11 protein-coding genes are annotated in these 13,329 nt (G+C 67.1%); 5 read left to right on the top strand and 6 right to left on the bottom strand.

Annotated features, from left to right (window positions below):
• Positions 1–185, top strand: a 185-nt coding sequence (locus AB1346_02500; GenBank protein ID MEW6719301.1) for a hypothetical protein, incomplete at its 5' end; no start/stop codon positions are given.
• Here the strand turns inward: AB1346_02500 and AB1346_02495 are convergent.
• Positions 130–1,866 carry a sigma 54-interacting transcriptional regulator gene (locus AB1346_02495; protein MEW6719300.1) on the bottom strand — a complete coding sequence of 579 codons (1,737 nt, stop codon included), beginning with the start codon at positions 1,864–1,866 and terminating at the stop codon, positions 130–132. The two genes, AB1346_02500 and AB1346_02495, sit on opposite strands and share 56 nt — an antisense overlap.
• A gap of 319 nt (positions 1,867–2,185) precedes the next feature.
• On the opposite strand from AB1346_02495, the gene AB1346_02490 reads away from it, so the two are divergent.
• Genes AB1346_02490 through AB1346_02475 form a run of 4 tightly spaced genes read left to right on the top strand, consistent with a single transcriptional unit; the run spans position 2,186 to position 6,902 of the window.
• Positions 2,186–3,718 carry a DUF3373 domain-containing protein gene (locus tag AB1346_02490; GenBank protein MEW6719299.1) on the top strand — a complete coding sequence of 511 codons (1,533 nt, stop codon included), beginning with the start codon at positions 2,186–2,188 and terminating at the stop codon, positions 3,716–3,718.
• A gap of 38 nt (positions 3,719–3,756) precedes the next feature.
• Positions 3,757–4,080 carry a hypothetical protein gene (locus AB1346_02485; protein MEW6719298.1) on the top strand — a complete coding sequence of 108 codons (324 nt, stop codon included), beginning with the start codon at positions 3,757–3,759 and terminating at the stop codon, positions 4,078–4,080.
• A gap of 18 nt (positions 4,081–4,098) precedes the next feature.
• Positions 4,099–5,466, top strand: a complete 1,368-nt coding sequence (locus AB1346_02480; protein ID MEW6719297.1) for a cytochrome c3 family protein — start codon at positions 4,099–4,101, stop codon at positions 5,464–5,466.
• A gap of 2 nt (positions 5,467–5,468) precedes the next feature.
• Complete coding sequence (locus tag AB1346_02475; protein MEW6719296.1) at positions 5,469–6,902, top strand: tetrathionate reductase family octaheme c-type cytochrome; 1,434 nt, start codon at positions 5,469–5,471, stop codon at positions 6,900–6,902.
• A gap of 98 nt (positions 6,903–7,000) precedes the next feature.
• Here AB1346_02475 and AB1346_02470 read toward each other — a convergent pair whose 3' ends face one another.
• The 5 genes from AB1346_02470 to AB1346_02450 form a co-directional block, all read right to left on the bottom strand.
• Complete coding sequence (locus AB1346_02470; protein MEW6719295.1) at positions 7,001–7,783, bottom strand: sulfite exporter TauE/SafE family protein; 783 nt, start codon at positions 7,781–7,783, stop codon at positions 7,001–7,003.
• Between the two features lie 48 nt (positions 7,784–7,831).
• A complete protein-coding gene (uvrA, locus tag AB1346_02465) occupies positions 7,832–10,660 on the bottom strand; it encodes an excinuclease ABC subunit UvrA (protein MEW6719294.1) in 2,829 nt (942 codons plus the stop codon).
• Between the two features lie 2 nt (positions 10,661–10,662).
• Entirely contained in the window at positions 10,663–11,634 is a 972-nt protein-coding gene (gene pdxA, locus AB1346_02460) for a 4-hydroxythreonine-4-phosphate dehydrogenase PdxA (GenBank protein ID MEW6719293.1), read from the bottom strand.
• A gap of 16 nt (positions 11,635–11,650) precedes the next feature.
• On the bottom strand, positions 11,651–12,628 hold the full coding sequence (locus AB1346_02455; GenBank protein ID MEW6719292.1) for a peptidylprolyl isomerase: 978 nt from the start codon (positions 12,626–12,628) through the stop codon (positions 11,651–11,653).
• The coding region (locus AB1346_02450; protein ID MEW6719291.1) for a peptidylprolyl isomerase at positions 12,625–13,329 on the bottom strand (705 nt) is incomplete at its 5' end. The genes AB1346_02450 and AB1346_02455, both read right to left, overlap by 4 nt.

The following is a 13,329-nucleotide window of genomic DNA, read 5'->3' as shown; positions in this document are numbered from 1 at the left end:
AGACCTTCCGCGTGCCCATCGTCGCGCTGACCGCGAACGCGATGTCCGGCGCGAGCGACCGTTGCCTGGCCGAGGGGATGGACGATTACCTGAGCAAGCCGTTCACCCTGCAGGAGCTCCAGGGAGTCCTCAAGCGCTGGATCCCGCCGGACCCTCCGAACGCTTCATCCATCTCCACAGAGTGACCCGGCTCACGCCCAGCCGGGCCGCCGCCTCCTTCCGATTCCCTCCGCAGGATGCCAGCGCCTCCCTCAGGCGGTCCGCTTCCGATCCCGCCTTGCGGTCCACGGGCGCGCCGGCGCCCCGCCCCGCCGGCACGCCCCGCCGGCGGATCTCCGCCGGGAGGGCGGACTCCTCGATGACCTCGCCGCGGGAGCAGATGCGGGCGCGTTCCACGGCGTTTTCCAGCTCCCGCACGTTGCCCGGCCACCCGTACTCGAGGAGCGCCTGCATCGCGAGGGGAGAGAAGCTCCGGGCGGCGCCGCCGCACCGCTCCCGGGTGCGGGACAGGAAATGCTCCACGAGGATCGGTATGTCCTCCTTCCGCTCCCGCAGCGGCGGCAGGACGAGGGAGACGACGTTCAACCGGTAATACAGGTCGTCCCGGAACGTCCCCCGGTCGAGCAGCTCCTTCAGCCGGCGGTTGGTGGCGGAGATGATCCTGACGTCGGCCCTCCTCCCCTGCGTTTCCCCGACCCGCTGGTACTCCTTCTCCTGCAGGACCCGCAGCAGTTTCGCCTGGAGATGCATGCCGATCTCGGCGACCTCGTCGAGGAACAGCGTCCCGCCCTCCGCCATCTCGAACCGTCCCATGCGGTCCTTCACCGCTCCCGTGAAGGCGCCCCGGACGTGGCCGAACAGCTCGCTCTCCATCAGGTTCTCGTTCAGGGAGGCGCAGTTCACCCCGAGGAACGGCTTCTCCTTCCGCGCGCTCAGCCGGTGGATCGCCCGGGCCACGAGCTCCTTGCCCGTGCCGCTCTCCCCTTCGATCAGAACGTTGGCGTCGGACTCGGCGACCGTCTCGACCAGGTCGAACACCTCGTGGATCCGCGGGTTCTTGCTCACCATCCCCTGGAAATCCCGCGCATGGCCGTGGGGGATCCGGAGCATGTTCAGCTCCCGAAGGTCCCGGAAGGAGCAGATGCCGCCGATCGCCGTCCCGTCCTCCTCCCGCAATGCCGCCGTGCTCGCGGAGATGGGGACGACGGATCCGTCTTTGGCCCGGAGGCTCAGCTCGACGCCGCGGAGCGTCTCGCCGGTGCGCATCGACCGCTTCAGGGGGCAGCCGGCGTCGCAGAAATCGGAACGGAAGACCTCCGCGCACTTCCGGCCGATCACCTCCTCCGCGCGGTACCCCGTGATCCGTTCGAGCGCCGGATTGACGGAAAGCAGCTCCATCTCCGGGTTCACCGTATAGACGCCGGCGGGGATGTTGTCGAGGATCGTCCGGGTCTTGATCCGCTCCATCTGGTACATGGAGCTCGCCTTCTTCAGGTTGTCCTTGAGCTCCTTGAGCTTGGTGATGTCCCGGATCACCTCGGCCACCGCGATGACCCGTCCCGATTCGTCCTTGAGGGGGGTGAAGTTGATGCAGGCGCTCATTTCCTCCCCATCCCTCCCCCGGATCTCCACGTCGAACCGGTCCACGGGTTTCCCCGTGGCGAGGACCTCCGCAAAGGGGCAGCCGGCGTCGCAGATCGACTCCCGGACGATGTCGCTGCACCGTTTCCCGACGATCTCCTCGAGCCGGTAGCCCCAGCGCTCCAGGAACGAACGGTTGGCGTACCGGATGGTCCCGTCCGGAGAGAGGGCGACAACGCCGTCGGACAGCGAGCCGAGAAGCAGGGTATCGAACGAATCCATCATTGGATTATGGCACGGATCCTCCGAAAACGTTTCATAAATGTTTCTTCGACGCAACGTTGTTCCATCATGAAACATTTCCGGGTTTCCCTCCGCAATACGCGGCAACGACAGGCGTATTTTCGCCGTTTCGCGACAGAGCCATAGAAGCGCCGATCCGGTGAAACGCGCGAAACATTCCTGCGGATTGGACGGGGCCCGGCGCTATTCCAAAATCATCATTGTTTTCGGCGACTTCGGCGTAGCTTCCCGCATGGCACGGCATTCGCAACGTCTTGGCCGAATGTTTCAGCCCAATTGCAGCCCCGAAAGGAGCACGTGCATGAGCAGGAAAGGTTCGATACTATTAACGACGATTTTGTCGGCGGCGCTGGCGCTGCCGGCGGCGTCCTTCGGCGCCGACGAAGGACTCCAGCAGAAAGTGGAAGCGTTGTCGAAAGAGGTGAAGGCCCTCCAGCAGCAGGTGCAGTCGCAGAAAGAAGGCAAAAAGCGGATCTCCGACTGGCTGACGATCGGCGGCGACTACCGGTTCCGGGTGGACTCCCTCTCCGCCAAGGTTCCCAGCCATTTCGCTTTCGCGGACATCCTTGCCTGGCAACTCGGCGGCCAGGTCGGGCCGCCGCCGATGAGGCAGGCGGCAACCGTGGAGAACGACGTCCTCTACACCAACCGGTTCGGCCTGAACCTCAAGGCAAGGGCCGCCAGGGACGTCACGGTGACCGCCCGGCTGCTCATGTACAAGACGTTCGGCAACGGCGACTCCACCGCAACGTCGGGGACGTTCTTCGCCGACCGCATCGGGGTATTCGACGGGACGCAGGGGCACGTTCCCGGCGACGGCAAGCTCACGGTGGACCAGGTGTTCGCCACCTGGTCGAACATCCTCGACCAGCCGATCTGGTTCTCCGTGGGGCGCCGCCCCTCGACCAACGGGATCCCCTCCCACCTGCGCCAGAACGACGAGAGGCCCGGCGTCAGCGGCATTCCCGCCCTGCTCGTGGACTACGCCTTCGACGGCATGACGCTCGGATACGCGCCGGACATCGAGGCGCTCCCGGGCGCCTACGCGAAGCTGTGCTACGGCCGCGGGTTCGAGAACGGCTTTACGACATCGTCTTCGGCGAACACCAACCTCCGGGACACCGACATGATCGGGATCTCCGTCGTCCCCTACGACACGGACCCCCTGTTCCTGGACGTCCAGTACAACCGGGGAATGAACATCTTCGACTTCCCCGTGTTCGCCGAATCCACCCTCGGGCCTCTCCGCCCGGCGGCCGATCTCGGCGACATCGACTGGCTCGGCGTGACCGCGCTCAGCACCCTGAAGAAGACCGGCCCCGGAACGCTCAACCTGTTCGCCAGCGCCGCCGTTTCCAAGACGCACCCGAACGCGAACACGGTGGTGTTCGGGGGAGTCGACACCGGCGCCGGGCTCCTTCACTCGGGCGTCGTCGAGTCGAAGACGGGCAACGCGATCTACCTCGGGGCCCGCTACGACATCACCGCGACCCGCACCAAGATCGGCGCGGAGTTCAACCGAGGCTCGAAGAACTGGATCACCTTCGTTCCGGCCGGCGACGACATCTGGACGAGCAAGCTCGGCACCCGCGGGAACGTCTACGAGCTGTACGCGATCCAGGAATTCAACGCTGCGCCGATCTCCTCGTACGTTTCGAAGACGTTCTTCCGCGTGGGGTTCCAGTATTACGACTTCGAGTACACCGGCACCAACAACTGGGTCGGCGCCCCAGTGAAGATCTCGGAGCTTACGGCCAGCCCCCTGAACGCGCAGATGCTCACCCCGCTGAGCCGGGCGACGGACCTTTACGCGACGCTCGAAGTGAAGTTCTAGGAACGCAACCCCGAACGGAATCCCCGAAGGAGAACCCCATGCGACGCTTTACGGCCGTATCCCTGCTGTTCGCCGTCCTCGCGGCGGCGCTCTGCGCCCCCGTCCCCGCCTCGGCGGACGAGATCAAGATGGTGGGCGTCATCACGAAGATCGACATCGCCGGGGCGGACGCCAAGACCGCCACGGTGACGCTCAAGGACAACAAGACCGGCGAACCGGTGACGGTGATCGTCAACGACGACCTGACGCTGGACAAGTTCAAGGACCACCGGATCAATCCGGGAGACGAGATCCGGCTGAAGTACGAGGTGAAGGACGGAAAGAACGTCAGCAGATATTTCCGGAAGACGGCCGGCTGCTGACCGGGGGAGGGAAGGAACTTGAAACGGTACCTGATCGTCCTGGCGCTGACGCTGGCCGCCGCGCACGCCGCGCAGGCGAAGGAGCATCCCGGCAAGGCGTACATCGAGCGGAACGGCTACCAGGGCCCCTCGACGTGCGAGGCGCAGGGCTGCCATCCCGGAAGGGCGAAGGAATTCCTTTCCACCGTGCACTGGAAGCACGCGTCCCCCGCGCCCAACGTCGAGGGGCTGGAACCCGGGAAGGAATACGGGATGAAGAACCGCATCTATACGATGTGCAACGGAAACGACATCGTGAACGACCTGAAGGAGATCCCCCCGAGCCCGAAAACGGGAAAGACGAAATTCACCGGGTGCAACAGCTGCCACCCGGGAAACCACGTCAGCGACGTGGGAAGCGCGGGAAAGGAGGCGGAGAACGCGATCGACTGTCTCGTCTGCCACTCGTCCCAATACGACTACAGACTGCGCAAGCCGTTCAAGGACGATGCGGGCCGGATCGTCCTGGGACAGGACCGGTCCGCGAAGGCGGCGATGGCCGTGGGAAAGCCCGGAGTCAAGAACTGCATGGTGTGCCACGAGTCGGCCGGAGGGGGGGTCCTGGTCAAGCGGGGCTTCTCCTTCACCGGGGAGACCGACGTCCACGCGAAGAAGGGAATGGTGTGCGTGGACTGCCACGCCGCGAAGAACCATCGGATCCCGACCGGTTTCGATCCGAACAACTGGGCCAACGACGGCGTGCGGATCTCCTGCGCGGACTGCCACGACGGGAAGGCGCACAAGGACGAGGATCTGAACCGGCACACGGCGCGGATCGCCTGCCAGACCTGCCACATCCCGAGGACGGGCGGGGCGTTCGCCAAGGACTTCACGCGCTGGACCCAGGGCTCCGACGGCTTTTTCGAGCCCACGACGCTCCACAGGGAGGCCAACGAAACGGCGCCGGTGTACGCCTGGTACAACGGCAATGTCCGGAACACGCCCGGCTTCATCGGCCCGAAAGGGGAACAGAAGGACGGGAAGAGCAGGATTTACCCGTTCAAGATCTTCGAGGGAAAGGCCTATTTCGACCGGAAGACCGGGCGGCTCCTCTCGATGGATTTCGCTCCGCCCATGGCCACGGGAGACACGCTGGCGGGCGTCGCCTCGGCCGCGAGGACCCTCGGGATCCGCGGGTACGATCCGGCGCCCGGATGGCAGACCGTGTATTTCGGCAGCAACCATCTCGTTACCCGGGAACACGCGCTGACCTGCGCCAACTGCCATGCCCGCAACGGCGTGCTGGATTTCCGGTCGCTCGGGTATACCGACAAGGAACGGAAACGGCTCACGAGCGCCGCGATCTATTTCGACAAGATGGCGGAAAAACAGAAGGAGGAGTGGTAGACATGAAATCGCATCGTCGATGGATCGTATCGGCGGTCCTTTCGGCCGGCATCGCGCTGGCCTCGGCCGCGGCCGCCGCAACCCATGCGGATTACGTGGGGAACGGCCCGTTCCGGAACGGCCCGGAAGTCACGAAGAAGTGCATCGAGTGCCACGAGAAGGAAACGAAGGACTTCATGAAGACCGTCCACTGGACCTGGTCCCGCGCGCAGGAACTGGACGGGAAGAAGGTGGAGCTGGGCAAGGCGAACGCCCTGAACAACTTCTGCATCGCCCTTCCCTCCAATTGGCCCCGCTGCACGAGCTGCCACGCCGGATACGGGTGGAAGGACGCCTCCTTCGACTTCACGAAGGCCGAGAACGTGGACTGCCTCGTTTGCCACGACACGACCGGGACGTATAAAAAATTCCCTGCCGGGGCCGGGCACCCGGTCTACGAGGGGGAGACGAAGGAGTTCCCCAAGGGGAAACCGTGGAAGCCGGTCGATCTCGTGAAGGCGGCGCAGTCCGTCGGCGCCCCGTCGCGGGCGACCTGCGGCTCCTGCCACTTCTACGGGGGCGGGGGCGACCACGTCAAGCACGGCGACCTGGACAGCTCCATGACGAACCCGACCGCGGACATCGACGTCCACATGGGCGGGCCGAAGAAGATGGCCTGCCAGGAATGCCACAAGTCCGACAACCACACGATGAAGGGGCAGGCGGTCTCCGTCTCCGTCGGCTCCGGCCCCCGGGCGATGGGATGCACCGACTGCCACAAGGCCGACGCGCATAAAAACGCGGCCCTGAACCGTCACGCCGCCAGGGTGGCCTGCCAGACCTGCCACATCTCCACCTTCGCCAAGGACCGGCCGACCAAGGTCTGGTGGGACTGGTCCACGGCGGGCAGGGACGTGAAGCCCGAGGACGTGCCGAAGGACAAGTACGGAGAGAAGCTCTACGACAGGATGAAGGGCGACTTCAAGTGGGAAAAGGACGTGGTCCCTTCCTACTTCTGGTACAACGGGACGATCGACCGGTACCTCGCGGGCGACAGGATCGATCCTTCCAAAACCGTGGCGCTCTCCGCCGCCCGGGGAGACCGGAAGGATCCTGCCGCGAAGATCTATCCCTTCAAGGTCATGCGCGGAAAACAGGCGTACGACAGCGGGAATAACACGATCGCCTACGTGAACGTCTTCGGCCCCCCGGGCAGCGACGCCTACTGGGTGAAGTACGACTGGAACCTGGCCATCGCCGCCGGCATGAAGGCGGCCGGCCAGCCCTACAGCGGCAAGTACGGATTCGTGGAGACTTCCATGGTCTGGCCCGTGAACCACATGGTGAACCCGAAGGACAAGGCGCTCAAGTGCGCCGACTGCCACGGAGAGAAGGGGCGGATGGACTGGAAGGCGCTGGGCTACAAGGGAGATCCGAGGAACCCGAAAAACCGATAGGCCGGCAGCGCCGGCCGTACCGATCCCGATGCCCGCGGGGAAACCCGCGGGCATTTTTTTTCAAAAAGGGCGGAACACGGAATCCCGAGAGCGCGCTTTCACCCGAGCACGTTGCGCAGGATGATTCCGACGGCGAACACCAGCACCGCGAATGCGAGGATCCGGCGGATGGGCTCGCTGCGCATCCGCGTGGAGAGCCGGGCGCCCGCCTGCGCGCCCAGCAGCACCCCAACCCCCATCGCGGCGGCGACGGCGATGTCGACCTGGCCGTTGCGCAGGAAGACCAGCGTGCCCACCAGGCTGGTGATCGCAAGGACGAAGTGGGACGTGGCGGTGGCCGAGTGGACGGCCAGCCCGAGGATGACGATGAGGAAAGGCACGTGCACGATCCCGCCGCCGATCCCGAAGAAGCTCGACAACACCCCGACGAGGAAGCTGAGCAGCATTCCCGTCAACATGATCCGGGAACGCCACGAGCGCAGCTCCTCCGGTTCCGGATGCCGATACGAGCCGCCCAGGATCGTCTGGCCCTTGACCAGGAGAGCGGCAAGGAAAAAAAGGAAGAGCGCGAAGAGCATCATGAACCAGCGCGAACCGAGATGCTGGACAAGCTCGGCCCCGATCAGGGCGCCGGGAACGGTCGCGGCGGCGAACAGCAGCCCCATCCTGTAGAGCACCCGCCCCTGGACCATGTAGGCGATGCTTCCGGAGAAGGCGTTCAGGAAGACGACGGCCAGGGAGGTGCCCACCGCCCGCTGCGGCGTGAAGCCGAGGCCGAACAGCAGGAGGGGGACGATCATCCAGCCGCCGCCGGCCCCGATCAGCGTCCCTACCGTCCCTATCCCCAGCCCCGAAAGGAACAACAGCGCGGTTTCAAGCATCCGTGCGCCCTCCTCTCCGAATGAATGCGGACCGTTTCCTGCGGGTCGTCAACCCCCCGCCGCCGGCAGGACCCGCCGCAGGAACTGCCCCGTGAAGGAACGGGGATCGCGCGCCACCTCTTCGGGCGTGCCGCACGCCACCAGCTCGCCGCCCCCGTCCCCCCCTTCCGGGCCGAGGTCGACGATGTGGTCGGCCGACTTGATGACGTCGAGGTTGTGCTCGATGATGATGACGGTGTTCCCGGAGTCCGCAAAGAGGTGCAGGACGGAGAGCAGCTTCGAGATGTCGTCGAAATGGAGCCCCGTCGTGGGCTCGTCGAGGAGGTAGACCGTCTTCCCCGTCGCCCGCCGCGAGAGCTCGCGGGCCAGCTTCACCCGCTGCGCTTCCCCGCCCGACAGGGTGGTGGCGGACTGCCCCAGCCGGATGTACCCCAGCCCCACGCGCGCCAGCGTCTCCAGCTTGTGGCGGATCGGGGGTATGGGCGACAGGAACTCCAGCGCCTGGTCGACGGTCATCTCGAGGACGTCGGCGATGTTCCTCCCCTTGTAGGCGATCTCCAGCGTCTCCCGGTTGTACCGCCTTCCCCGGCACTCCTCGCAGGTCACGTACACGTCGGGCATGAAGTGCATCTCGATCTTCAGGATGCCGTCGCCCTCGCACGCCTCGCACCGCCCCCCCTTCACGTTGAAAGAGTAGCGGCCGGGGCGATAGCCGCGCGCCTTGCTCTCGGGGAGCATGGCGAACAGGTCCCGGATCGGCGTGAACACGCCGGAGTAGGTCGCGGGGTTGGAGCGGGGCGTCCGGCCGATGGGCGACTGGTCGATGTGGATCACCTTGTCCACGCCCTCCAGCCCCTCGAGCTCGCGATATTCCCCGGGACGCTCCCGGGCGCCCGTCAGCTTCTGGGCCAGCGCCCGGTGGAGCGTGTCGAGGATCAGGCTCGACTTCCCCGAGCCCGAAACGCCCGTGACGCACGTGATGACCCCCAGCGGGATCGTCACGTCGATGTCCTTCAGGTTGTTGGCGCGGCACCCGGCGATCCGGAGGACGTTCCCGTTGGAGCGGCGGCGCCGGGGAGGGACCGGGATCTTCTTCCTCCCCGCGAGATACTGGCCGGTGAGCGACGCCTCGCAGCGCACGATCGCCTCCGGCGGGCCGGCCGCCACCACGTATCCGCCGTGCTCCCCCGCCCCCGGCCCCATGTCGATCACGTGGTCCGCGGTCCGGATCGTCTCCTCGTCGTGCTCGACCACCAGCACGGTGTTCCCAAGGTCCCGGAGCTGCGTGAGGGTGGCGAGGAGCCGCCGGTTGTCCCGCTGGTGCAGCCCGATGGACGGCTCGTCGAGGATGTAGAGGACCCCCATCAGCGACGCGCCGATCTGGGTGGCCAGCCGGATCCGCTGCCCCTCCCCCCCCGAAAGGGTTGACGAGGTCCGGGACAGGTTCAGGTAATCCAGCCCCACGTTCGCGAGGAAGGACAGCCGCGCGCGGATCTCCTTGAGGATCCGCGAGGCGATCTTCTCGTCCCGCGGGGACAGCGGAAGGGACGTGAAGAACTCGAGCGCCTCCCGCACCGACAAGGCGGTCACCGCGTCGATCCCCTTCCCGCCCACGCGGACGCACAGCGCCTCCTTTTTCAGGCGCGCCCCGCCGCATTCCCGGCACGGCCGATTGTTCATGTACCGGGAGAGCTCCTCGCGGACGTCCTCCGAATCGGTCTCCCGGAAGCGGCGCTCCAGGTTGTTCATCACCCCTTCGAACGGCTTGGTGTAGGCGTACCGCCGCTCCCCCTCCTCGAGGACGAAGCGGACCGGCTCCCCCGAAGTCCCGTAGAGGACGATGTGGCGGACGCGCTCCGGAAGCTTCCCGAACGGAACGTCCAGCGGGAAGCCGTACTGCCGCGCCAGCGAGGCGAGCGCCTGGTGGTAGAAGATCTGCGTGCGGCGGCTCCAGGGGGCGATCGCCCCCTGCCGGATCGACCGGCCCGCGTCCGGCACCACCAGCTCCGGGTCGAAGTAGATCGTCGTCCCCAGCCCGTCGCACTGCGGGCACGCCCCGTGGGGGCTGTTGAAGGAGAACAGCCGCGGTGCGACCTCCGGGAGGCTCACGTTGCAGTCGGGACAGGCGAACTTCTCGCTGAAGAGCGTCCCCTTCCCCTGCTCGTCCACGACCCGGACCAGCCCGTCGGAGAGCTTGAGGCAAAGGGCGGTCGAATCGGCCAGCCGCCCCCGCGCCCCCTCCGAGACCTTCAGGCGGTCGACCACCACGTCGATGTCGTGCTTGCGCTTCCTGTCGAGCTCGATCGGCTCCGCGGGATCGCGCATCTCCCCGTCGACCAGCACGCGCGAGTAGCCGTCGCGGGCCAGCTTCGCCAGCTCCTTCCGGTATTCCCCCTTCCGCCCGCGGACGACGGGGGAAAGGAGCTGGACCCGGGTCCCTTCTCCCAGCCCCATGACGGCGTCCACGATCTGGGTCACCGTCTGCTGGCGGATCTCCTTCCCGCAGGAAGGGCAGTGGACGACGCCGACCGAGGCGAAGAGGAGACGCAGGTAGTCGTAGATCTCGGTGACCGTGCCGACGGTGGAGCGGGGATTTTTGCTCACCGATTTCTGTTCGATCGAGATGGCCGGAGAGAGCCCCTCGATCACGTCGACGTCGGGCTTCTCCATCTGCTCGAGGAACTGCCGCGCATAGGCGGAGAGCGACTCGACGTAGCGGCGCTGCCCCTCCGCGTAGATCGTGTCGAAGGCCAGCGACGACTTCCCGGAGCCCGAGACGCCGGTGACGACCACGAGGCGGTCGCGCGGGATCTCCACGTCGATGTTCTTGAGGTTGTGCTCGCGCGCGCCGCGCACGACGATCCGGTCGAGCGCCACGGCTACCGCGCCATCCCCGCCGCCATCCGCACGGCGGCCAGCAGGCTCGCCGGGCTCGCCGTGCCCTTCCCGGCGATGTCGTACGCCGTGCCGTGGTCCACGGAGGTGCGCACGATCGGGAGCCCCATCGTCACGTTCACCCCGTCCTCGAAATGGACCATCTTCAGCGGGATCAGCCCGTGGTCGTGCGTCATGGCGACGACCACGTCGAACGCGCCGCGGTATGCCCTGTAGAAGACGGTGTCCGGCGGGTACGGGCCGGAGGCGTCGATCCCCGCCGCGCGGCAGGCGTCGATCGCGGGCGCCACCAGCCGGGTCTCCTCGTCCCCGAACATGCCCCCCTCCCCCGCGTGGGGGTTGACGGCCGCGACGGCGATCCGTGGAGACGGGATCCCCATGCGATTCCGGAAGAAGGCGTCGGTGATCCGCAGCGTCTTTTCGACGAGGGCGGGGGAAAGCATCTCGAGGGCGCGGCGCAGCGAAACGTGGATCGTGACGAGGGCCACCCGGAGGCGGTCGCCTGCCAGCATCATCACCACCTCCGCGCCGCCGCAGAGATGCGCCAGGAACTCCGTGTGCCCGGGGAAGGGGACGCCGGCGGCCTTCAGCCCCTCCTTCGTCACGGGGCAGGTGACGACCGCCGCGGCTTTCCCCGACAGGACGTCCCACGTCGCGGAGCGGATGTACTCCGCCATGGCGAGGGAGCCGGGAAGGGACGGTCGCCCGAAGGGGACCTCCTCCGGGACGAGGGCGGAGCGGGCGGCCACGGCGATCCGGCCGGGGCCCGGTTCCTCCTCTCCCGCGACCGAAAGGGAAACTCCCGTTACGGATATCGCGCGCCGAAGGATCGCGGGATCGCCGTACACGACCGGGCGGCAGCGGGAGAAGATCTCTCCCTGCGCGTGGGCCGCGGCGACGATCTCGGGACCGATCCCCGCCGGGTCCCCCATCGTGATGGCGATTCTCGGAAGCATGGCGACCCGCCCGGCGTCAGAGCCGGACGTCGATGGACGCCGACCGCTTGAGCTCCTCGATGATGTCGGCGTACGCCTTCTCGCTGCGGCGGTCCGTCATTTCCTCCGCGAGGATGTCCATCACCTCCCGGAACTCCCTCGGCGTCCCTCCCCGCCGCTCTACGACCCGGACGATGTACACCCCGTGCTCGCCGGGGAACGGCCCGGAACGCTCCCCGGAGCGCAGCCGGGCGATCTCCCGGCGCATCTCGGGGAGCAGGTCCTCCTCCGGGAGGAAATCGCCTGCGAACAGCTCGACCGCCGGAAACGCGGCGCGGGCGACGCCGATGCCGTCCGCGAGCGGCCGCCCCGGCGGGAGGGAGGCCAGCGCCTGCTGCGCCGCGAACCGTGCGCGGACGACGGCTTCCTCCGCCGATTCCCCCTCGGGGATGGGGAAGAGCATCGTCTCCAGCCGGACCTGGCCGCCCCGGGCGAACCGCTCCGCGTTCTCCCGGTAATACGCCCGGACCTCGTCCTCGGTCACTGTGACTTCCCTGTGCTTCAGCGCCCTGACGATCGCCCCGCGCTCCAGCTGCCAGCGGATCCGGTTCCTGTACGCGGCGGGGGTGAGCCCTTCCCGCGCAAGGATCTCGATGAACTGCGCCTCGTCCACGTTGTTGGCCTTCCGGACCGATCCGATCGCCTTGTCGACCTCCGCGTCCGCGACCGCGCTCCCCTTCTTCGCCAGCTCCTTCCGCACCAGGGCCGCCTCGACCAGGGCGTTGATCCACCGCAGCACCGCGGCGGTGTCGCGCTCCTCGCGCAGATAGGCGTCCGCGTCGCCCAACGGCACTCCCAGCCCGCCGGCCACTTCCTCCCGCACCTCGGAAAAGGTGATCGGCTCGTCGTTCACCAGGGCGACGACGCCGTCGATGATGCGGGGATATGCCGGTGCGCCGCACAACAGCATCGCGGCCGCGATCCCCGCCGACAATAACCTCCTCTTCGCCTTCACCGCTTCTCCTCGTACAGTTTCTTCAACAGCTCCGCATGGACCCGGACGGAGGCGTTCATCGCGGCCCGGGAGAGCCACCGGCGGAACGCCTCCTCCCGCCGCGCGGCCAGGAGCGACTCCCGGATCCGCTCCTCTTCGCTTTCCGCCGTGTGCGCCCCGGCGGCCTCCCTCGCCTCGACCCGGAAGAGGCTCACCGAACAATCGAGGACGACCGGCCCGCTCACCTCCCCCACTTCCATCCCGAACAGCCCGGGCGGGAGCTCTCCCGGGAGCTCCTCCTTCGAGAAGAAGCCGAGGTCCACCCCTCCCGCGCCGGAATCCCCTCCGCCGCGGAAGCGCTCCCGGAGCCCTTCCCGGGCCGATTCGGCGATCGATTCGGACTCGAAGAGGAACTGCCGCAGCCGGATCCTTTCCGGCCGTCCCGCGGGCCTCGCTTCCTTCCGGTACGCCTCCGCCACCTCCTCCGGCGTCACGGAAACCAGGGACGAGGCGATGGCGTCGGCCGATCTCCGGTAGAGGAGCGAGCCCCGCACCCGCTCCCGCCATTCCTGCGCGCTCATTCCCACCTGGACCAGCGCCTTTTCCAGCCCCCCCTCGGGGAAGTCGGCCCGGTACCTCGTCACCTCTTCCTCGAGGGCGGCGAAAGGGACCGTGATCCCGCGGCGGGCGCCCTCCCGCAGGACGACGTTCCGCTCGACCAG

This window comes from Thermodesulfobacteriota bacterium (genome assembly GCA_040758155.1).
Taxonomy (GTDB): domain Bacteria; phylum Desulfobacterota; class Deferrimicrobia; order Deferrimicrobiales; family Deferrimicrobiaceae; genus UBA2219.
The sequence above is the reverse complement of the archived record's forward strand: the minus strand, read 5'-3'. Positions and strand labels throughout refer to the sequence as shown.